At 71.7% G+C, this 18,434-nt stretch carries 15 protein-coding genes; 5 read left to right on the top strand and 10 right to left on the bottom strand.

The genetic code is table 11. From position 1 onward, the window contains the following. Positions 1–12: 12 nt before the first annotated feature. The gene (locus tag BKA18_RS23795; protein WP_366044259.1) at positions 13–936 is read left to right on the top strand and encodes a transglutaminase-like domain-containing protein; all 924 of its coding nucleotides are present in this window, start codon (positions 13–15) and stop codon (positions 934–936) included. Here the strand turns inward: BKA18_RS23795 and BKA18_RS23790 are convergent. The 9 genes from BKA18_RS23790 to BKA18_RS23750 all read right to left on the bottom strand — a co-directional run bounded on the left by BKA18_RS23790 (position 903) and on the right by BKA18_RS23750 (position 10,312). Continuing rightward, positions 903–2,033 carry a PP2C family protein-serine/threonine phosphatase gene (locus tag BKA18_RS23790; protein WP_366044260.1) on the bottom strand — a complete coding sequence of 377 codons (1,131 nt, stop codon included), beginning with the start codon at positions 2,031–2,033 and terminating at the stop codon, positions 903–905. The genes BKA18_RS23795 and BKA18_RS23790 overlap by 34 nt on opposite strands. A gap of 279 nt (positions 2,034–2,312) precedes the next feature. Further along, the gene (locus BKA18_RS23785; RefSeq protein WP_366044262.1) at positions 2,313–2,918 is read right to left on the bottom strand and encodes a response regulator transcription factor; all 606 of its coding nucleotides are present in this window, start codon (positions 2,916–2,918) and stop codon (positions 2,313–2,315) included. 10 nt (positions 2,919–2,928) lie between these two features. Next, positions 2,929–4,251 carry a sensor histidine kinase gene (locus BKA18_RS23780; protein WP_366044263.1) on the bottom strand — a complete coding sequence of 441 codons (1,323 nt, stop codon included), beginning with the start codon at positions 4,249–4,251 and terminating at the stop codon, positions 2,929–2,931. Between the two features lie 11 nt (positions 4,252–4,262). Next, positions 4,263–5,000, bottom strand: a complete 738-nt coding sequence (locus BKA18_RS23775) for an ABC transporter permease (RefSeq protein WP_366044264.1) — start codon at positions 4,998–5,000, stop codon at positions 4,263–4,265. Continuing rightward, positions 4,997–5,968, bottom strand: coding sequence for an ABC transporter ATP-binding protein (locus tag BKA18_RS23770; RefSeq protein WP_366044265.1), 972 nt, complete (start codon positions 5,966–5,968; stop codon positions 4,997–4,999). Before BKA18_RS23770 ends, BKA18_RS23775 begins: the two co-directional genes overlap by 4 nt. A gap of 161 nt (positions 5,969–6,129) precedes the next feature. After that, positions 6,130–8,277: a hypothetical protein gene (locus tag BKA18_RS23765; protein ID WP_429638569.1), complete on the bottom strand. Its 2,148-nt coding sequence runs from the start codon at positions 8,275–8,277 to the stop codon at positions 6,130–6,132. A gap of 216 nt (positions 8,278–8,493) precedes the next feature. Beyond that, positions 8,494–9,024: a DUF6113 family protein gene (locus BKA18_RS23760; RefSeq protein WP_366044267.1), complete on the bottom strand. Its 531-nt coding sequence runs from the start codon at positions 9,022–9,024 to the stop codon at positions 8,494–8,496. Further along, the gene (mshB, locus tag BKA18_RS23755) at positions 9,021–10,007 is read right to left on the bottom strand and encodes an N-acetyl-1-D-myo-inositol-2-amino-2-deoxy-alpha-D-glucopyranoside deacetylase (protein ID WP_366044268.1); all 987 of its coding nucleotides are present in this window, start codon (positions 10,005–10,007) and stop codon (positions 9,021–9,023) included. The genes BKA18_RS23760 and mshB overlap by 4 nt, the downstream gene beginning before the upstream one ends. Before the next feature lie 110 nt (positions 10,008–10,117). Further along, the gene (locus tag BKA18_RS23750) at positions 10,118–10,312 is read right to left on the bottom strand and encodes a hypothetical protein (protein WP_006603310.1); all 195 of its coding nucleotides are present in this window, start codon (positions 10,310–10,312) and stop codon (positions 10,118–10,120) included. Between the two features lie 223 nt (positions 10,313–10,535). On the opposite strand from BKA18_RS23750, the gene BKA18_RS23745 reads away from it, so the two are divergent. Next, positions 10,536–12,725, top strand: coding sequence for a S9 family peptidase (locus tag BKA18_RS23745; RefSeq protein WP_366044269.1), 2,190 nt, complete (start codon positions 10,536–10,538; stop codon positions 12,723–12,725). A gap of 46 nt (positions 12,726–12,771) precedes the next feature. On the opposite strand, the gene BKA18_RS23740 is transcribed toward BKA18_RS23745, so the two are convergent. Continuing rightward, positions 12,772–13,899, bottom strand: coding sequence for a hypothetical protein (locus BKA18_RS23740; RefSeq protein ID WP_366044270.1), 1,128 nt, complete (start codon positions 13,897–13,899; stop codon positions 12,772–12,774). A gap of 485 nt (positions 13,900–14,384) precedes the next feature. Here BKA18_RS23740 and BKA18_RS23735 point away from each other — a divergent pair, with 485 nt between their 5' ends. The 3 genes from BKA18_RS23735 to BKA18_RS23725 all read left to right on the top strand — a co-directional run bounded on the left by BKA18_RS23735 (position 14,385) and on the right by BKA18_RS23725 (position 18,426). Continuing rightward, positions 14,385–15,419 (top strand): ABC transporter permease, encoded by a 1,035-nt coding sequence (locus BKA18_RS23735; RefSeq protein ID WP_366044271.1) that lies wholly within the window; start codon positions 14,385–14,387, stop codon positions 15,417–15,419. A 105-nt stretch (positions 15,420–15,524) separates the two neighbouring features. Continuing rightward, positions 15,525–17,324: an ABC transporter substrate-binding protein gene (locus tag BKA18_RS23730; RefSeq protein WP_366044272.1), complete on the top strand. Its 1,800-nt coding sequence runs from the start codon at positions 15,525–15,527 to the stop codon at positions 17,322–17,324. Positions 17,325–17,454: 130 nt separating this feature from the next. Next, positions 17,455–18,426, top strand: coding sequence for an ABC transporter permease (locus BKA18_RS23725; RefSeq protein WP_366044273.1), 972 nt, complete (start codon positions 17,455–17,457; stop codon positions 18,424–18,426). Positions 18,427–18,434 lie beyond the last annotated feature (8 nt).

Raw genomic sequence — 18,434 nt, 5'->3', positions numbered from 1 at the left:
GGGGGTGCCCCCATGCCTCAGGAACCCGGGCACGAACCCGGGCACGAAGCGGACGACGCCCGCGCGGCGCGACGGCAGCAGTTCGCCGAGGCCGCGCGCGCCGAGCGGCCCGATCTGGCGCTGCTGTGCCTGCTGATCTGCGCCGAGGCCGATCCCGCGCTGGACGAGGCGGGCCTCGACGCGGCGCAGATCGAACTGGACCGGCTGGCCGGGCTGCTCCCGTACGCGCCCGACCGTCGCCCGGCCACCGCCCCGCCCGACAGCGCCGCGCGCACCCCCTCCGACAGCGGTCCCGCCGCCTGGGCCCGTAACCTCGCCGACCTGCTCGGCACCCGGTACGGCTTCGGCGGCTCGCCCGCCGACTACCGGCGGCTGGAGTCCTCGCTGCTGCACGAGGTGCTGCGGCGGCGCCGCGGCCTGCCGATCCTGCTGTCGGTGGTGTGGATGGAGGTCGCCCGGCGGGCCGGCGCCCCCGTGTACGGGGTGGCGCTGCCCGGCCATTTCGTCGTCGGCTTCGGCGACCCCCTGGGCGCGCATGTGCTGGCCGATCCGTTCGGGGGCGGCCGGCTGCTGACCGAGGAGGACACCGAGCTGCTGGTCGCGGGCGCGACCGGCGAGCGGCTGAGCCGGCGGATGACGGCGCCCGCCGACCCCCTGGAGATCGTGCTGCGGGTGCTCAACAACATCCGGGCCTGGGCACGGGCGCGGCCCGAGCACAGCGCGGTGCAGCTGTGGGCGCTGGAGCTGTCGCTGCTGCTGCCGAGCCATCCGGCGCGGCTGCGCCTGGAGCGGGCCCAACTGCTCGTCGAGCGCGGTGCGTTCCTCGCGGGCGCGGCCGAGCTGGAGGAGTACGCGCGGGTGGTGGAGCCGGTCGAGCCCGCCGGGGCGAAGGCGATCCGGCGTCAGGCCGCGGCGGCGCGCGCCATGCTCAACTGAGCGGCGGCGGGGGTGCGGCGGACGACCAGCACCGTGGCGTCGTCCTTGAGGTCGCCGTCGGTGAAGGATTCCAGGTCGGCGCGGAGCGTTCGGGCCAGTTCGGCCGGCTCCAGATGCGTCCACCCGGCCAGCCGCTCGGCCATCGGGTAGAACTCGCCGTCCGTGCAGCGCGCCTCGGTCACGCCGTCCGTGCACAGCACGATCCAGTCGTCGGGCGCGGGGTGGATCCGCACGCTGTGCCGGGGCTCCGCGCTGAGCGCGCCCAGGCCGAGGGGCAGCGCGCCCTCGCCGTCGCTGCGCTCGTGGACCTGGCCGTCGCGCACCAGGTAGTACGGGATGTGGCCGCACGACAGCACCTGGCCCTGCGGCCGGCCGGGCATGCTGCGCACCTCCATCAGCAGCGCGGTGACGAAGCGCCCTTCGGTGCCCGGCTCGGCCGAGCGGGCGTTGTAGCGGGCCAGCGCCTGCTCCATCCGCCCGGCCACCGACTCCAGCGAGGCCTGGTACTGCGCGGCCTCGCGGAACGACGCCAGCACGTCGATGCCCGCGCCGATCGCCGGCATGCCCTTGCCCTGGACGTCGCCGATCATCAGCCGCACCCCGTGCGGGGTGTCGATGGCCTCGTAGATGTCGCCGCCGACCCGGGCTCCCTCCTGGGCGGAGACATAGAAGCCGTACACCTCGGCCGGGCCCGCCCGCAGCGGCAGCTCGCGCAGCACCGCCCGCTGCACCGTGTCGGCCACCAGGGACGTCCGGGCGTGCAGCGCCTCGCGCTGCAGCCGGAAGTGGCACAGCACCAGGGAGAACGCAGCCACCAGGAGGGAGCCGAAGATGCCCACCGCCCGGGTGGCCGGAATCCAGTCGGGCACGGTGAAGAGGTCGACATAGGTCAGGCACCCGACGAAGACGGCGGACACCACCAGCGTCCGGCGGAACGAGCAGCGCAGCGCGGCATACAGCGGGACGAAGCCCACGAAGGACGAGATGTGCAGCTCCGGGCCGGTCGTCGCATCCAGCACGGCGACGACGACGATCACAATGATCAGGAACACCGGAGTCCAGCGGCCGCTGTCCGTGCCTCGGTCGTCAGCCTTCACCCTTCAAGCCTGCGATATGCCGCCCGGCAGCGCACCGGGACACCGGCGCGGGCGGCGGGGGTTCCGGGACCGGTCGAGGGGGTGTCTCTTCGGTCTCCGTGGATCAGCCTGCGGCTCCCCCAGCTAACGCTGGGAGGTGCCCCCAGGTGCCGTGCATCGCAAGGCGGAGCGTCCCCCTCGGACTGGGTGTCCGTGGGTGATGCGACAACGCCGCGTGGGGGTACCCCCGGCGTTAGCTGGGGGAGCGCCGCAGGCCCACGGAGATCGGAGAGACACCCCCTAGAGCCAGCCCTTGTCGCGGGCCGTGCGGACCGCCTCGGCGCGGTTGCGGGCAGCGGTCTTCTGGATGGCGAGGGAGAGGTAGTTGCGGACCGTGCCCTGGGAGAGATGGAGGGCGTCGGCGATCTCGGCGTTGGTGGAGCCGTCGGCGGCGGCCCCCAGGACCTCCCGCTCCCGTTCGGTCAGCGGGCTGGCGCCGTCGGCGAGCGCGGCCGCCGCCAGCACCGGGTCGATGACCCGCTCACCGCGCAGGACGCGCCGCACCGCGTCGGCGAGCCGGGCCGCCGGGGCGTCCTTGACGAGGAAGGCGTCGGCGCCGGCCTCCATGGCGCGGCGCAGATAGCCGGGGCGGCCGAAGGTGGTCAGGATGACGATCTTGACGCCGGGCAGTGCGTCGCGCAGCGCGGCGGCGGCGTCCAGTCCGCTGAGGCCGGGCATCTCGATGTCCAGGAGCGCGACGTCCACGGCGTGGTCTCGTGCGGCGCCGACCACCTCGTCCCCGCGGGCCGCCTGGGCGACGACGTCGAGATCGTCCTCCAGCGACAACAGCGCGGCCAGCGCCTCGCGGACCATCGACTGGTCCTCCGCCAGCAGCACCCTGATCATGCGGGCCAGCCTAAGCCGTACGGGTGGGGTGCCGCGGCGCCGGATACGCGACGGGAAACGGGGGACCGTGCTCCACCGGCCCGTCCGGGGCCCGGCCGGTGACCGACTCGGGGGAGCTGTCCGGGGCGGGGGCCGGGGCGCCCGGCGGGGCGGCGGCACCCAACGGGACATAGGCACGCAGCGCGAAGCCGCGCCCGCGGGGGGCGGGGCCGGTCTCCAGCCGGCCGCCGACCGGCCCGAGGCGTTCGCGCAGACCGCCGAGGCCGTTGCCGTCGTGCTGGGCGCGGGGCGGGCCCGCGCCGTCGTCGAGCACCGTCAGACACAGAAAGCGGTGCTCATCGGCCTCCCACTCCTCGGAGAGCAGCAGCTCGCAGCGGTGCGCCCCGCTGTGCCGGAGAACGTTGGTGACGGCCTCGCGCAGCGCCCAGGCCAGCACGCCCTCCTCATCGGCGGCGAGCCCGCGGTATTCACCCTCCAGCGCCCGGTCGGCGGTGACCGTGATCCCCGCGGTGCGCAGCGCGGCTCGGGCGCCGGCCAGCTCGACGGCGAGCCGGGGCCTGCGGTAGCCGGTGACCGCCTCCCGCACGTCGACCAGCGCCTGTCTGCTGACCTGCTCTATGTCGGCGATCTGCCGGGCGGCGTCCTCGGGCCGGTCGGGCAGCATCCGGCCGGCCAGCTCGCTCTTGAGTGTTATCAGCGAGAGGGAGTGGCCGAGGAGGTCGTGCAGATCGCGGGCGAGCCGCAGCCGCTCGTCGTTGGCGGCCAGGCGGGCGACCTCCTGGCGGGCGGCGCGCAGCTCCGTGCTCGTCCGGATCAGATACTGCACCCCGACCATCATGAAGCCGCTGCCCAGCGCGGGCAGGCCGTAGGCGAAGAGGTAGTAGCCGTGGATCCCCGGATAGTTCGCGCCGATGGCGAGCACTACCGCGGTGATCAGCGGAATGGCCCACCGGGACTGCTGCCAGGGCAGCACCACCGCGGAGCCGACGCTGGTGAAGATGAACAGCACCAGCCAGGAGGCGTCCAGGACCCAGGACAGGGTGACGGACAGCGCCAGCATCACGGCCAGCAGGCCGTACATCGGCGGGCGGCTGGTCTTGCGCCACAGATGACGGAAGACCAGCAGGCAGTAGGCGAGAACGAAGAGCGTGAGCCCCAGGCCGCCCCAGATCCGCTCGGCCAGGGAGATGCCGGGCTCCAGCATCCGGCCCACCGGACCGGCGAGATACAGCAGCCAGACGGCGATCCAGGCCGTCTTGCCGAGCGCCTGGCGGCGGGTGCGGGCCGCCTGCCCCATCACCATGGGGTTCCCGACCCCGGGCTCACTCGTCATCTCCCCGCCTCTCACGCCTTCTTGGTGTCCTTGCGGTACAGCCAGGCCGCGCCGCCGGCGAAGACCAGCAGGTAACCGGCCAGGAGGGCGATGTCCTTCCCATGCGGTGCGCCGCCGGCCTCGACGGCGGTGCCGAGGGCCGCGTACGCATGCGTCGGGAGCCACTCGGCGACATTCTGCGCCCACTGCGGCAGGAACGTCAGCGGCATCCACAGGCCACCGAGGAACGCCAGGCCGAAGTAGCACAGCATCGCGATCGGGCGCACCGCGTCACCGGTGGCCAGATACCCGATGGCCACGCCCAGGGCGGCGAAGACGAAACTGCCGAGCCAGGTGCCGACCGCGATGGCCAGCCACTGCCAGGCCTCCAGCCGTACGCCCTTGACCACCGCGCCGACCAGCAGGACCAGCAGGATCGACGGCAGGCTGACGGTCGCGGTGGCGGCTATCTTCGCGGCGACATAGCCGCGTCCGGGCAGCGCGGTCAGCCGCAGTTGGCGCACCCAGCCGTTCTCGCGCTCCTTGGCGATGCGCTCGCTGCTGCCCAGCAGGACGGCGGTCATGGCACCGAGTGCTGCCATGGAGACCATGAAGTAGAGCCCCATGTTCAGCTGCATACCGGGGATCGGCTTGCTGTCCGCGCCGCCCGCGATGATCAGAAACAGCACCGGCGGATAGATCACCGAGAAGAACATGAACTTCTTGTTGCGCAGGGCGCGGACGATCTCCAGCTTGATCAGGGTGGTCATCGGGCCGCCTCCTCGGCGGTGGCAGAGCTCGCGTCGGACGCCGTGGTGAGGGCGAGGAAGGCCTGCTCCAGACCGAGGCCGGAGACTTCGAGGTGGTGCGGGTAGCAGCCGAGGCCGTAGAGGGCGTGGACGGTGGCGTCGGCGTCCTGGGACTGGATGCGGACCGTACGGCCCGAGATCTCCAGGGATGTCAGGGACGGCAGGCCCAGCAGCGCCTCGCGGTCGATCGGCCCGTCGAGATCGAAGGCGATCCGGCGGGCGCCGGCCCGGGCCTTGATCTCGGCGGCGGTGCCGTCGGCCAGCACCCGGCCGCGGTGCAGCACGATGACCCGGTCGGCGATCGCGTCGGCCTCTTCGAGGTAGTGGGTCGCGAAGAGGACCGTACGGCCCTGGTCGGCCTGCCGGCGCATCGCGCCCCAGAAGGTCTGCCGGGCGGAGACGTCCATACCGGTGGTCGGCTCGTCCAGCACGATCAGGTCGCCCGCGCCGGCGGTGGCCAGCGCGAGGCGGACCCGCTGCTCCTGGCCGCCGGAGAGCTTGTCGACCGTGCGGTCGGCGATGTCGGTGAGGCCGGCCGCGGCCAGGACCTCGTCGAGCGGATGGCCGCGCGGATGCAGATCGCAGGCGAGCTTGACCAACTCCCTGACCTTGACGCCCTCCATCAGGCCGCCGCTCTGCAGCATCGCCCCGACCCTGCCCTGCTCGATGGCGCGCTGCGGGGTCGTACCGAACAGCGTCACGCGGCCGGCGTCGGCGGTGCGCAGCCCGAGGAGCAGATCGAGGGTGGAGGACTTGCCCGCGCCGTTGGGGCCGAGGAGGGCGACGGTCTCGCCCGGGTACAGCTCCAGATCGAGGTCGGCCACCGCGCGCACCGCGCCGTAAGCCTTGCTGACCTGCCGGAAGCTGACCACGGGGGCCCGGTCCGCCCGCTGGGCGCTATCGGCTGGGGTGGTCGCTGTGGTCGTCATGCCCCTCAGCATCCGGGATGTGCACCGTGGGCGGCAGTGTCGGGTGTCCGCACTGTGCCATGACATCTGTCATGGGGAAGGCCCCCTAGGGGACGTCCCCGGTGGGAACCGGGAACGCGCCCTGGGGGCCTCCTGCCTGCGGATCCGCTGCCGTGCGGCGGTCAGTTGCCGTTGGTGGCGATGGTCTGGACCCGCTCGGACGGGGTGGTGCCGAGCAGTGCCCTGCCTACCGCGCTCGCCACTTCCTCGACGCTGACCGGGTGCTTGGAGCCGTCCCCCTTGGTCACCAGTACGCCGTTGAAGGTGTCGCCGTAGAGCGCCTTGAGCGCCGGACGGTCGTAGTACGGCACCAGCGCGCCATTGACAATCTTGAAGGACAGGAACTTCGGGATGGACTTCTGCGGGCTGAAGGAGACCGTGTGCGCCGCGTCCGTACGGACCGTCACCAGGCCGGACATCGCGGGCTCGGCGAACTGCTTCAACGCCTTGTCCACCGCGGCCTTGCTGACCTGCGGCTGCTGGGTGCTGGCGGCCAGCACCACCGGGGCGTCGGAGCCGGTCGTGGCGCGCCGGCGGTAGGCGTCGGCGACCTTCTTCTTGGACGCCTGCACATCGATGGCCTTGTGCGGTCGCCCGTAGTGCGGCACCGCCTTGCCGTTCTCGAAGGTGATCCCGCCGTCCGCGGTGGCGCCTCCGGGTCCGGCGGCGTTCTCCAGCGCGATCTGCAGCTTCTCGTCGTCGACGAGCACCGCCGGCTCGGCCGTGCGGCTCACGCCGAACAGCGAGCCGATGACGGAGATGGGGTTGTAGTCCCGGCCGGCCGCCTTGCGGACGGTGGCCTGCGGGTCGATGTCCAGGCCCGCCTTGGCGGGCTGGAGGGTCTCGGACTTGCCGTCGACGGTGAGCTTGAGGGGCTCGCTGCGGCGGCCCTTGAGCTCCGCCTCCAGCTTCTTGACGGCGTCTTCCTTGCTGGAGCCGCCGATGTCCACACCGAGCGCGGTGGTGCCGTTGGGCACGTCGGCATGGTCGAGCAGCAGCCCCGCGCCGTAGGCGACGCCGGCCAGGACCACGACGGCCACACCCAGCAGAACGAGCTTGTTACGGCCCTTCTTGGGCGGGTTGATCGGCTCGGGAATCTTGGGCCGCGGCTTGGGGGCGGCGCGCTCGCCCTCACCGGCCGGGCCGGCCGGGAACGGCGACGGGGACGACGGGCCGTCCGCGCCGGGGGTCTTCGGGATGCCGCTGACCAGCGTGTCGCCGGACACCCGGTCGTGGCCGCCGGCCGGTCCGCCCTGCGGGCCGCTCTTCCCGCGCCTGCCCTTCGGGCCGCCGGGCGCGGTGCCCTGGGGGCCGCCGGGCAGTCCGCCCGAGATCCCGCCGCCGGCGCCGAGGCCGCTGCCCGGCCCGGCGAGCGGCGCCGGCGGCTGCGGGGTGAGCTCGGCGGTGTCGTCGATCCGGGGCGTGGCGCCGGTGCCGGAGTCGCTGAAGCCGGGCGGGAGGTTCAGCGCGGAACTGCCGCTCGCCGGCCCGGTCGTCGGTCCGCTGGGGCCGGCCGCCGGGGAGTCGAACGGGCTGTGGTCGCGGGCGGGCCCCGCGGGGGCGTCGAACGGCGAGGGGCCGCCGGCCGCACCGTCGAACGGCGACGGGCCGCCGGCCGGGCCGCCGTCGAACGGCGAACCGCCGCCGGGCCGGGCACCGCTGTCGTACGGCGATACGCCCTCCTGCGGGGCCGGACCGTCCTGCGGGGCCGGGCTGTCCGAGAAGTACGGCAGGTCGGGACGCTGCTGCGGCGTGGCGCCCGAGGTGCCGCGCGGCGGGGTCGCACCGCTCGGGGCGGGCGGCGCCGGGTGCGAGCCGGTAGTGGAGGACGGGCCGCCGGCCTGCGGCTTGCGCGGCGCGAACCAGTCGCTGGTCTTCTCGGGGCGGCCGGCCGCGGGGGCCTCCTCCGCCGGAGCCTCGGGCCGCGGCGTGTTCGCCGTACGCTCCGCGTTCCGCTCGCCGCCTGGGCGGGGCGTTCCCCGGGAGCCGGCGGAACCGCCGGATCCAGCCGATGCGTTCATGCCGGACTCCTCACCGACGGGCTTGCGCACGACGACCGGCGGGATGGGGCGCGACCCCGGAATGTTGATCTTGATCCGCGTCGTCAGCGTGGTCTCGGTTTTGGGCTCCTCCGGTCGCGCCGCGGCACCGGGCGCCGGCGCCTCGTCGGCATCTCCCCTGGGCGAGCCGTACGGCGGCGTCCCTGACGGGTACGCGGCTCCGCCACGGCCCTGGGGGCCGGAGGACGAACTGTCAGATTCACGACTCAAAGCAGGTTCTCCCGGTTGGCTCCGCCGCTCGTCAGAGATGTTTCCCGGCCCACAGGCCGGGAGGCGCCCCCAGGGCGGCGCGACGGCGCGCACCACCATACTGTCCGCCGCGGGCGGGCACCCGGGGAGCGTACGAACACCGCCGCCCTGGGCGAACCCCCTGGGCCCGGTCCGTTCACCCCGACCCGCGTGGCATCCGTCCCGGTATCCACCACGTCATCCGCCAACTCGGCCGTACCGGACGCCCGCCACACGCATCTGGGCGGCGGTGGCACAGATCACAGCGACCAGGATCCCGCCCAGGAGGAAGATGTACGAGCCGAGCCCGGCACCGAAGAGAAAGTCACCTTCCGGCCGGACATCGCCGAGCAGGAGGAACACGGTCACCAGCCAGGCCGCGCCGGGTACCAGCACGCCCGCGGGGGTGCCGGTTGCCCTGCCGCCCCCGTAGAAGAGGCCGACGACACCGGCGAGCGCCAGCAGCAACCCGCCCGGGAACCAGGCCGCTTGCACCAGCGTCCCGGCGAACGCGACCAGTACGCCGGCGACCAGCAGCAGCACATAGGTGCCGGCCCGGCCCCCGGTGAGCGGAGGGACGCCGGCGTCCGCCACCGGCGGCCCGGCCGCGGACGCGCCCGAGCCCGCCCTGGCCCGCTGCCCCTTGCCGGCGCCCACTGCGCCGTTCTCCTTGCCGGCGGCTCCGCCCTTCCCACTGCCGGCGGCTCCGCCGCCCTTGGACGTGCTCATTCCGCCGCCTCCTCGATCCGGGTGCTCTCCTGCGTCCCCACCCTGTCACCGATACCCGCGAAGAGATCGTCCTCGCGTGCGCCGTCCGCCGCGCCCGGAACGCCGTGCACCAGCCGATAGTGCTCGGTGGCGAACAGCGGCTGGCCCAGGTCGTTGGAGAGCGCGAAGAACGGTCCGTCGACCGCGATCTGGGTGTAGTGCGCGCGCATCGCCGCCATCTTGGCATCCGCGGCGGCGCGGCCGCCGGTGACGGACGCCGTGACCTCGGCATCCGGCACCACTCCGGGCACGTCGTCGACGGAGGCGATGCCGGGGAAGGTGTGCCCGGCCGCGCGCAGCCGCGCGAAGCCCTCCTCGACCGCGGAGCGGGGGTTGCAGTTCCAGTAAATCTTCCCGATCGCATGGGAGCCGCCCAGCTCGGGCCGGAAATCCGCGGCCGCGGCGAGCTCGGCGCCGCGCATCGCGACCCGGTGCGCCTGGATGTGGTCGGGGTGGCCGTATCCGCCGTCCGGGTCGTAGGTGACCATGACCTGCGGACGGACCTCGCGGATCACGGCGACCAGCTCGGCGGCCGCCTCGTCGAGCGGGGCCTGCCAGAAACTGTCGGGCCGCTCGTTCTGCGGGGCGCCCATCATGCCGGAGTCGCGGTAGCGGCCCGGCCCGCCGAGGAAGCGGTGGTCCGTGACGCCCAGGGCCGCCATCGCGGCGGCCAGCTCGCCGACGCGGTACGGGCCGAGGGTGTCGTCGCGGTCCGGCGCGAGGTGGGCGAGTTCGGGCGGGATGACCTCGCCCTCCTCGCCGCGCGTACAGGTCACGAGGGTGACCTGGGCGCCCTCGGCCGCGTACCTGGCCATGGTCACGCCATTGTTGATCGACTCGTCGTCGGGGTGGGCATGCACGAGCAGCAGCCGGCGCGACGGGACGGGGCGCGGGGCGGATCCCGTGGCGGACGGTGGCGTGACGGAAGCGGGCCGGTCGGTCATGCCGACAGCCTACGAGCCGCCCGGTCCGCCGCCCGCAGGCGAGCCCGGCCGCCGCCCGTGCGCCCCGCCCGAGGGCGGACGCCGGACGGGCGGGCCGGGACCGGAACGCGTCAGAACTTGATGTTGCCGAGCATGCCGGCGACGTTCGTCGTCAGCTGCTTGATCGTCGGGGCGATGGACGAGCTGGCCAGATAGAAGCCCAGCAGCATGCAGACAAGGGCATGCGGGGCCTTCAGTCCAGACTTCTTGACAAGCAAGAAGACGATGATCGCCAGCAGCACCACCGCCGAAATCGAGAGTGCCACGGCGGCTCACCTCCAAGTACTCATGGTCCGGACAGAGTTGAGGGTGTCCGGACCGACGTACGACCCGCACACCCGGGTATGCCAAGGGCTCTTTACCCCGTACCCACTACGCGCAAGGGATCATAACTTTCCGCGCTAGCGCATAAGTCGGAGCACGGAAGCAGAGCGGGGGCGCACACGATCTTCACGAATGCGACCGCGGTGAGCCCGTAGGCTCGGCACCATGACCGGACAGCCTTCGTTCCCGCGGCAATACGCCCGTACGCAGCGCTTCACTCTGGGTGCACCGCGCAGCTATGCGCTCTCCCCCGACGGTGCCCGCGTCGCCTTCCTCCGCTCCCCCTCGGGCACCGATCGTCGGCAGCATCTGTGGGTGCTCGACCTGGCGCAGGGACGGGAGTTCACCGCCGCCGATCCCGAGGCCCTCCTGGCCGGCGCGGAAGAGCAGCTTCCGCCGCAGGAGCGGGCCCGCCGCGAGCGCAGCCGGGAGAGCTCGGCGGGCATCGTCGGCTACGCCACGGATTCCGCGGTGGAATTGGCCGCTTTCCCCCTTTCCGGCCGGCTGTTCGTCTCCGAGCTGCGGGCCGGCACCACCCGTGAACTCCCGGTCCAGGGGCCGGTGGTGGACCCCCGCCCGTCGCCGGACGGCCGCCAGGTGGCCTTCGTGGCGGAGGGCCGGCTGCGGGTGGTCGCGGTGGACGGCGCCACGACCTCGGACGCGGGCGACGCGGGTGCCGCGGCCGCCGGGCCGGCCGACCGGGTGCTGGCGGAGCCCGACGGGCCCGAGGTGACCTGGGGACTCGCGGAGTTCATCGCGGCCGAGGAGATGGGCCGCTACCGGGGCTTTTGGTGGTCGCCGGACAGCGACGCGGTGCTGGCCGCGCGGGTCGACGAGGCGCCGGTGCAGCGCTGGTGGATCTCCGACCCCGCCCATCCGGACCAGGAGCCCGTCCGGATCGCGTACCCGGCGGCGGGCACCCGCAACGCCGAGGTCACCCTGGCGCTCTTCGGGCTGGACGGCTCGCGCACGGACGTCGTCTGGGACACCGAGCGCTACCCCTATCTCGCGCGCGTCCACTGGTCCGCGGCCGGGCCGCCGCTGCTGCTCGTCCAGGCCCGCGACCAGCGCGACCAGCGCTATCTGACCGTCGACACCACGACCGGCGCGACCCGGACGGTGCACGACGACGAGGACGAGGCATGGGTCGAGCCGTTCCCCGGGGTGCCGGCCTGGACCCCGGACGGCCGGCTGGTGCGGATCGCGGACGAGGGCGGCGCACGCAAGCTGTTCGTCGGCGCCCGCCCGCTGACCGGGGCACCGCTGCACGTCCGGGCCGTCCTGGACATCGGCGAGGACGACGTCCTCTTCTCCGCGAGCAGCACCGACATGCACGACATCGGGGTCTATCGCGCCTGGTTCCGCGGCAGCGGTGACCAGGGCGGCTGGGAGCGGGTGGGCGAGCGGCCGTATCCGACGGTGTCCTCCGCGGTGCGCGGCGGTGCGCTGACCGTGCTGTCCCAGACGTCGCTGGAGTGGCCCGGTACCCGGGTGGAGGTGGTGCGGCTGGATCCGGACGGCGGGGAGAAGACCCTCGCCACGATCGGCTCGTGCGCCGAGGAGCCGGTGCTGACCGCCCGCCCCCGCCTGGTCCGTGCCGGGGAGCGGGAGATTCCGTGCGCGGTGCTGCTGCCCGCCGGATATACGGAAGGCGATGGTCCGCTGCCGGTGCTGATGGACCCGTACGGCGGTCCGCACGGCCAGCGGGTGGTCGCCTCGCACCATGCCCATCTGACCTCGCAGTGGTTCGCCGACCAGGGTTTCGCGGTGATCGTCGCGGACGGCCGGGGCACCCCGGGCCGCTCCCCCGCATGGGAGAAGGCGATGTTCCGCGACGTCGCCGGCGTCGCCCTGGACGACCAGATCCACGCCCTGCACGCGCTGGCCGAATCCTTTCCCCTCGACCTGGCGCGGGTGGCGATCCGCGGCTGGTCCTTCGGCGGCTACCTCGCGGGGCTGGCGGCGCTGCGCCGCCCCGATGTCTTCCATGCGGCGGTGGTGGGTGCGCCGGTGTCCGACCTGCGGCTGTACGACACCCACTACCAGGAGCGTTATCTGGGCCACCCGGACGAGGAGCCGGCGGTCTACGCCGCGAACTCGCTGGTCACGGACGAGGGACTGTCCGGAGCGGTGGAGCCGCACCGCCCGCTGCTGCTGGTGCACGGCCTCGCGGACGACAACGTGGTCGTGGCGCATGCGCTGCGGCTGTCCGCGGCGCTGCTGGCCGCGGGCCGGCCGCACGAGATGCTGCCGCTGACCGGGGTGACCCACATGGCCTCGCAGGAACAGGTGGCCGAAAACCTGCTGCTGCTCCAAGTCGACTTCCTCAAGCGGTCGTTGGGGATGTACGCCTGACGCGGTACGGCCCCCGCCGGGCTCCAGGGCCCGGCGGGACGCGGTCTCACCAGCCGGGCGGAAGCCTGGACGGCGGGGGCGGGGCGTGCGGCGGCCGCGCCTCGCCGGGGGCGGAGCCGTAGGCCCGCACGGCGTCGAGGTCCCGGGAGGTGTCCGGCAGGCCGGGCCGCGCCGCCGCGAGCAGCACGACGAGCGCGGCGGCCGCCACGAACACGGCGGTGCCCGCCTCCAGTTGGGAGCGGAGGGACAGCGCGGCCAGGCGGCCGAACGCCCCGGCCCGGGCGGTATGGACGAGCGCCACGGCCCCGTGCGCCAGCAGCAGCGCCGCGGCCGTCAGGGCGGCGGGCCTGCTCAGGGCCGCACGGCGCAGTGCGGCGGCCGCGGCCCCCAGGGCCAGTACGGCGAGCGCCGCCCCCTGCCAGTGCACCGGGGGCTGCAACAGGGCCCGGAAGACGGAGGCGTCGCCCAGCAGTCCCTTGCGGTAGAGGTACCAGCCGAGCTGCTGCCGCCAGTGGATCTCCCAGCCGGCGAGGAGGAGGCCGGCGGTGCCCAGGAGGACGGCGATCGTGCCGGCCGGCCCCCGGTACGGGCTGCCGGGGCGCCCGGGCCCCACGACGGAGGGCACCGCTCGGACCACGCCGTACACCGGAGCCACCGCCCCCGCCGGCCCGTGCGCAGCCCCCGCCGTGTGCCGGCCCGGCCTTCCGGGCGACCGCCGCCGGCCCGCCGCGACCATCACGAACAGTGCGGCCGCCAGGGCGAGTTGGGCAAGGACGGTCAGCCGTGCCCACCCGGTGAGACCGCCGTCCAGCCCCTGGAGCCAGTCCGCGCCCAGCACCCACACCAGCGGGATGCGCAGCAGCGCGACGGCGGCCGCCAGGGACAGCAGCGCACCCGCGGCCACGGACGAGGCGACGGCGGTGCGCACCTGGGCCACCGCGGCGGCGAGCGCGCCGAGCACCAAGAGCGGGTCGAGCGCCGAGGTGGCCCAGGCGGTGAACTCCCGTGGCCTGCGGGTCTCGCCCAGCCAGGCCCACCACACATCCGCACTGTGCTCGGCGACGGCCAGGTCCCGGATGATCCAGCCCGCGCTGAGCAGCGCGAGCAGCAGGCAGATCAGGGCACCGGCTCCGCGCGCACCGCGGGTGAGAACGCCGTCCCGCACTGTGGACACGGCCTGCCCCCTGTCCACGTCGTTGTCCTCGGTTCGTTCACCACGCCCCGTTCCGGCGGCGCCTACCGCAGGTCTACTGCAGTCTCGGCGCCGGGACAACTGACCCGAATGGAGCAACGGACGAAATCGTCATACGACGACCGGCCGGGGCGCCCACCTGGCGTCCCGGCCGGTCTACGGCACCCGCACGGCCGTACGTTGTTCATCATGGCGCGTCCGTATATCGGAGTTGCGACAGGGAAGTTGCCAGCTTGTTAAAGCGGTTTGGTGCGATATGTCCGCTCATGACGCATATCCCGCCCACCTGTCAAGCACGCCCGGGCGTCGATATGCGCAATCTTCGCTCAAGAAGCAGACGACCTGCGCATGAGCGCACCCGATCCCCTTGACTCCGCCGTAAATAACTTGCGAAAGTCCGCTCATCCAGCGGTGCGAATCGGCGCCGCTTCACGTTCCAAGAGAACTCGGCGCGGGGGCACTTCGCGATGACTAGTCCATCCCAGACCGCGGCTTCAGAGTCCGACACCCCAGGACTCGGGCCCCAGGGTCTGAAGAAGGAAAAGAAGAGCAAGGGCGGTGAGCTCGTCGGCCGATCCCCCGGCCAATTGATGTGGATGCGCTTCAAGCGCGACCGCACGGGCGTCGTCTGCGCGATCGTCGTGCTGGCCTTCTTCGTCATTGCGGCGCTGGCCCCGGTGATCGGTGCGCTGTACGGCAAGGACCCGTACACGCTCTACGGGAACCAAGACCCCAACCTCTTCGACGAGTTCGGGTATCCGGCCGGCGCCAACGGCGGGATCTCACCCACGCACTGGTTCGGCATCGAACCGCAGCTGGGCCGCGATGTGTTCATGCAGCTGATCTACGGCATGCGGATGTCGCTGGGCATCTCCGTCGCGGTGACCATCCTGACCGTGATCACCGGCATCCTGATCGGCGTGACGGCGGGGTACGTCGGCGGCAGGACCGATTACTTCCTGAGTCGCCTGATCGACTTCCTGCTGGCGTTCCCGAGCCAGCTCACCTTCGTGGCCTTCATGCCCATCGTGGTGGCCCTCTTCGTCCCCCCGGGCGACGAGACGCCCACCTATGTGCGCGTCTGCGCGCTGATCATCGTGCAGTGGTTCCTCGGCTGGATGGGCCTTGCGCGCCTGCTCCGAGGACAGGTGCTCTCCCTGCGCGAGCGCGAGTTCGTCGAAGCCGCAAAGATCACCGGCGCCTCTCCCTGGCGCATCATCCGCAAGGAACTCCTGCCGAACGTCGTCACTCCGGTGCTGGTGCAGAGCACCTACATGCTCCCTCTCTTCGTCACCGCCGAGGCGGGGCTGTCCTTCCTGGGCGTGGGCATCATCGAACCGACCCCCGACTGGGGCCGGCTCTTCCAGGCGGGCGCCCACTACTACGAGAACGACCCCACCTTCTTGCTCATCCCCGCCGCCGCCATGCTGATCTTCGTGCTCTGCTTCAACCTCCTCGGAGACTCGGTACGCGACGCCTTCGATCCCAAGTCCGGGCGCTGAATCGTCCACTTGAAGGGGGGCTTGCTGTCACCCCTGCCGGGTCTGCCCGGGATGCGTCAGACAGCACATCTCGTCACCAACTGACAGGCAGGTGCTTGGAATCCCATGAACGCACTTTCTACGCGCAGAGCACGCGCGGCGATAGTGGCCCTCGCGGCCGGATCGCTCGCGCTCACCGGTTGCAGCGGCGGCGGCGGCTCCGACAAGGACAAGTCGCAGACCGACAAGGACGCCGCGGCCCAGGCGAAGGCGATCCCGATGGGCACCGCCGCCGACTCCGTCGGCCCCGCGGTCGCCGTCAAGGGCGCCCACTCCGGTGGCACCATCCGCGTCTACCAGCGTGACAGCTACAACCACCTGGACCCGGGCCAGATGTACGTCAGCGACATGAAGGCGCTGTCGCAGCTGATCTTCCGCGGCCTGACCAGCTTCAAGCAGGACGACAAGGGCAACGCCAAGGTCGTGGGCGACCTCGCCACCGACGCCGGCCAGATGTCCGACGGCGGCAAGACCTGGAAGTACACGCTCAAGGACGGCATCAAGTTCGAGGACGGCACGCCGATCACCTCGAAGGACATCCGCCACAGCATCGAGCGGCTGTACTCCAAGTTCATCACCGACGGTCCGACCTACATCCAGACCTGGCTCTCCGGCGCCGGCACCGCGTACCGCAAGGCGCTGCCGGACGGTCCGTACAAGGGCGACCACCTGCCCAAGAACGTGCTGGACACCCCGGACGCGAAGACCATCATCTTCCACTTCAAGCAGCCGAACTCGCAGCTGCCGTACGCGCTGACGATGCCCGGCTACAGCGCGGTCCCGGACAGCGCGAAGGACACCAAGGACGCCTACGACGTCGCCCCGGTGTGCTCCGGTCCGTACAAGATCGCCTCGTTCAAGTCCGGCAAGTCCATGCAGCTGGTCCGGAACAAGAACTGGGACCCGAAGACGGACGCGATGCGCCACCAGTACCCCGACGGGTACAACATCACGTTCAACCACCAGGCCTCGGACTCCACCAAGCGCCTGATGGCCGACCAGGGTGAGGCCAAGAACGCGATCAGCTTCACCAACGCGGTCGAGCCCACGCTGACCAAGAACGTGCTGGACAACCCCAGCGCCAGCAAGCGCCTGGTCCAGGGCTACCAGCCCTACGTCTGGCAGATGAACTTCAACATGGACCGCATCAAGGACAAGAAGATCCGCGACGCGATCACCTACGCCATACCGAACCAGCAGATCGTCCGGGTGAACGGCGGCAGCTACGGCGGTGAGAACGCCGGCGGTCTGCTCGCCCCGACCGTCGCGGGCTACAAGAAGGGCTACGACCCCTACGGCAAGCTCTCGCACCCCAACGGCGAGCCGGAGAAGGCCAAGAAGCTCCTCAAGGAAGCCGGCAAGACGGGCATGAAGCTCGTCTACGCCTACTCCAACACCGAGGCACGCCAGAAGGAAGCCGTCGTCATCGAGGACGCGCTGACCAAGGCCGGCTTCAACGTGCAGAAGAAGGAGGTCGACGCCGCCTCCTGGTACGAGCAGATGGGCAAGGTCAAGAACGGCTTCGACATCTACATGACCGGCTGGGGCCAGGACTGGCCGGACGCCTCGACCGTCATCCCGCCGTCCTACGACGGCACCACCATCCAGGACGGCTCGTCGAACTACTCGCACATCAACGACAAGCACGTGAACTCCGAGATCGCCCGCATCACGAAGATCACGGACGTCGCCAAGGCCACCGCCGAGTGGCAGAAGCTGCACCAGTACATCGTGGAGAAGGTCAACCCGGCCGCGCCGGTCTTCTACACCAAGATGCTCCAGCTGTACGGCTCGAACGTCGGCGGCACCCGCTACAACCTGGACGTCAGCTACGTCGACCCGAACACGCTGTTCCTGAAGAAGTGACGAGAGCGCACCACCTCGTCTGACGAAGGCACTCCGGAGAGCGCGCACACGGCGGAACGCGCGCCCTCCGGGGCCTTCCCACCACCCCTCACACCCACTGCCGCCGCCGTCCTGAGAGCAGCGAACTGCCATGCTTCAATTCCTACTTCGCCGGACGTTCGGCGCTGTTGTCATCCTTGTTCTGCTCAGTGCCTTCACCTTCTTCGTCTTCTTCGGTGCCGGTGACCCCGCCGCGATGTCCTGCGGCAAGAACTGCACCGCGGACAACATCGCGCTGATCCACCAGAACCTCGGCCTCGACAAGCCCCTGCCGACCCAGTTCTGGGACTTCATCGTCGGCATCTTCGCCGGCCGCGACTACTCCATCGGCCACTGCAGCGCCCCGTGCTTCGGCTACTCCTTCGCGACCAAGCAGGACGTCTGGTCGACGCTGATGGACCGGCTGCCCACCACCGCCTCGCTGGCCATCGGCGGCGCCGCGGTGTTCCTGACCGTGGGCCTGGGCACCGGCCTGCTGGCCGCCTACAAGCGCGGCTCGTTCCTGGACAAGGCGCTCACCTCGATCTCGATGGTGCTCAGCTCGGCGCAGATCTACATCCTCGGTCCGATCGCGCTCGGTCTGTTCGTCTACAGCGGCATCATGGAGTCCCCCAAGTACGTGGACTTCACCTCCGACCCCGCGGGCTGGTTCATGGGGCTGCTGCTCCCCTGGCTCGTGATGGCGACGATCTTCACCGCGCAGTACACCCGTATGTCCCGCTCGACGATGATCGAGCAGCTGCAGGAGGAACACGTCCGGACGGCCAAGGCCAAGGGCATGCCCAGCTCGTACGTCTTCCTTCGCTACGCCTGGCGCGGGTCGCTGATCCCCATCGTGACCATCCTCGGCATGGACCTGAGCTCGCTGTTCGGCGGCGCGATGATCACCGAGTTCACCTTCCAGCTGGCGGGCATCGGCCGCCTGGCGATCGACTCCGTCCTCACCCTCGATCTGCCCATGGTCATGGGCGTGCTGATCTTCAGCGCCGCCCTGATCCTGGTGTTCAACATCATCGTGGATGCGACGTACGCCTTCATCGACCCGCGCGTGCGCCTGTCCTAGGAGAGCCT

This window comes from Streptomyces auratus (assembly GCF_050433025.1).
Lineage (GTDB): Bacteria > Actinomycetota > Actinomycetes > Streptomycetales > Streptomycetaceae > Streptomyces > Streptomyces sioyaensis.
This window is presented reverse-complemented; position numbering and strand designations above follow the sequence as displayed.

Bases quoted from the DNA above. Each gene is read 5' to 3' on its own strand.
- BKA18_RS23795 (WP_366044259.1), top strand. From the start codon at position 13: ATGCCTCAGGAACCCGGGCACGAACCCGGGCACGAAGCGGACGACGCC.
- BKA18_RS23785 (WP_366044262.1), bottom strand. From the start codon at position 2,918: ATGATCAGGGTGCTGCTGGCGGAGGACCAGTCGATGGTCCGCGAGGCG.
- BKA18_RS23780 (WP_366044263.1), bottom strand. From the start codon at position 4,251: ATGACGAGTGAGCCCGGGGTCGGGAACCCCATGGTGATGGGGCAGGCG.
- BKA18_RS23775 (WP_366044264.1), bottom strand. From the start codon at position 5,000: ATGACCACCCTGATCAAGCTGGAGATCGTCCGCGCCCTGCGCAACAAG.
- BKA18_RS23770 (WP_366044265.1), bottom strand. From the start codon at position 5,968: ATGACGACCACAGCGACCACCCCAGCCGATAGCGCCCAGCGGGCGGAC.
- BKA18_RS23760 (WP_366044267.1), bottom strand. From the start codon at position 9,024: ATGAGCACGTCCAAGGGCGGCGGAGCCGCCGGCAGTGGGAAGGGCGGA.
- mshB (WP_366044268.1), bottom strand. From the start codon at position 10,007: ATGACCGACCGGCCCGCTTCCGTCACGCCACCGTCCGCCACGGGATCC.
- BKA18_RS23745 (WP_366044269.1), top strand. From the start codon at position 10,536: ATGACCGGACAGCCTTCGTTCCCGCGGCAATACGCCCGTACGCAGCGC.
- BKA18_RS23735 (WP_366044271.1), top strand. From the start codon at position 14,385: ATGACTAGTCCATCCCAGACCGCGGCTTCAGAGTCCGACACCCCAGGA.
- BKA18_RS23730 (WP_366044272.1), top strand. From the start codon at position 15,525: ATGAACGCACTTTCTACGCGCAGAGCACGCGCGGCGATAGTGGCCCTC.
- BKA18_RS23725 (WP_366044273.1), top strand. From the start codon at position 17,455: ATGCTTCAATTCCTACTTCGCCGGACGTTCGGCGCTGTTGTCATCCTT.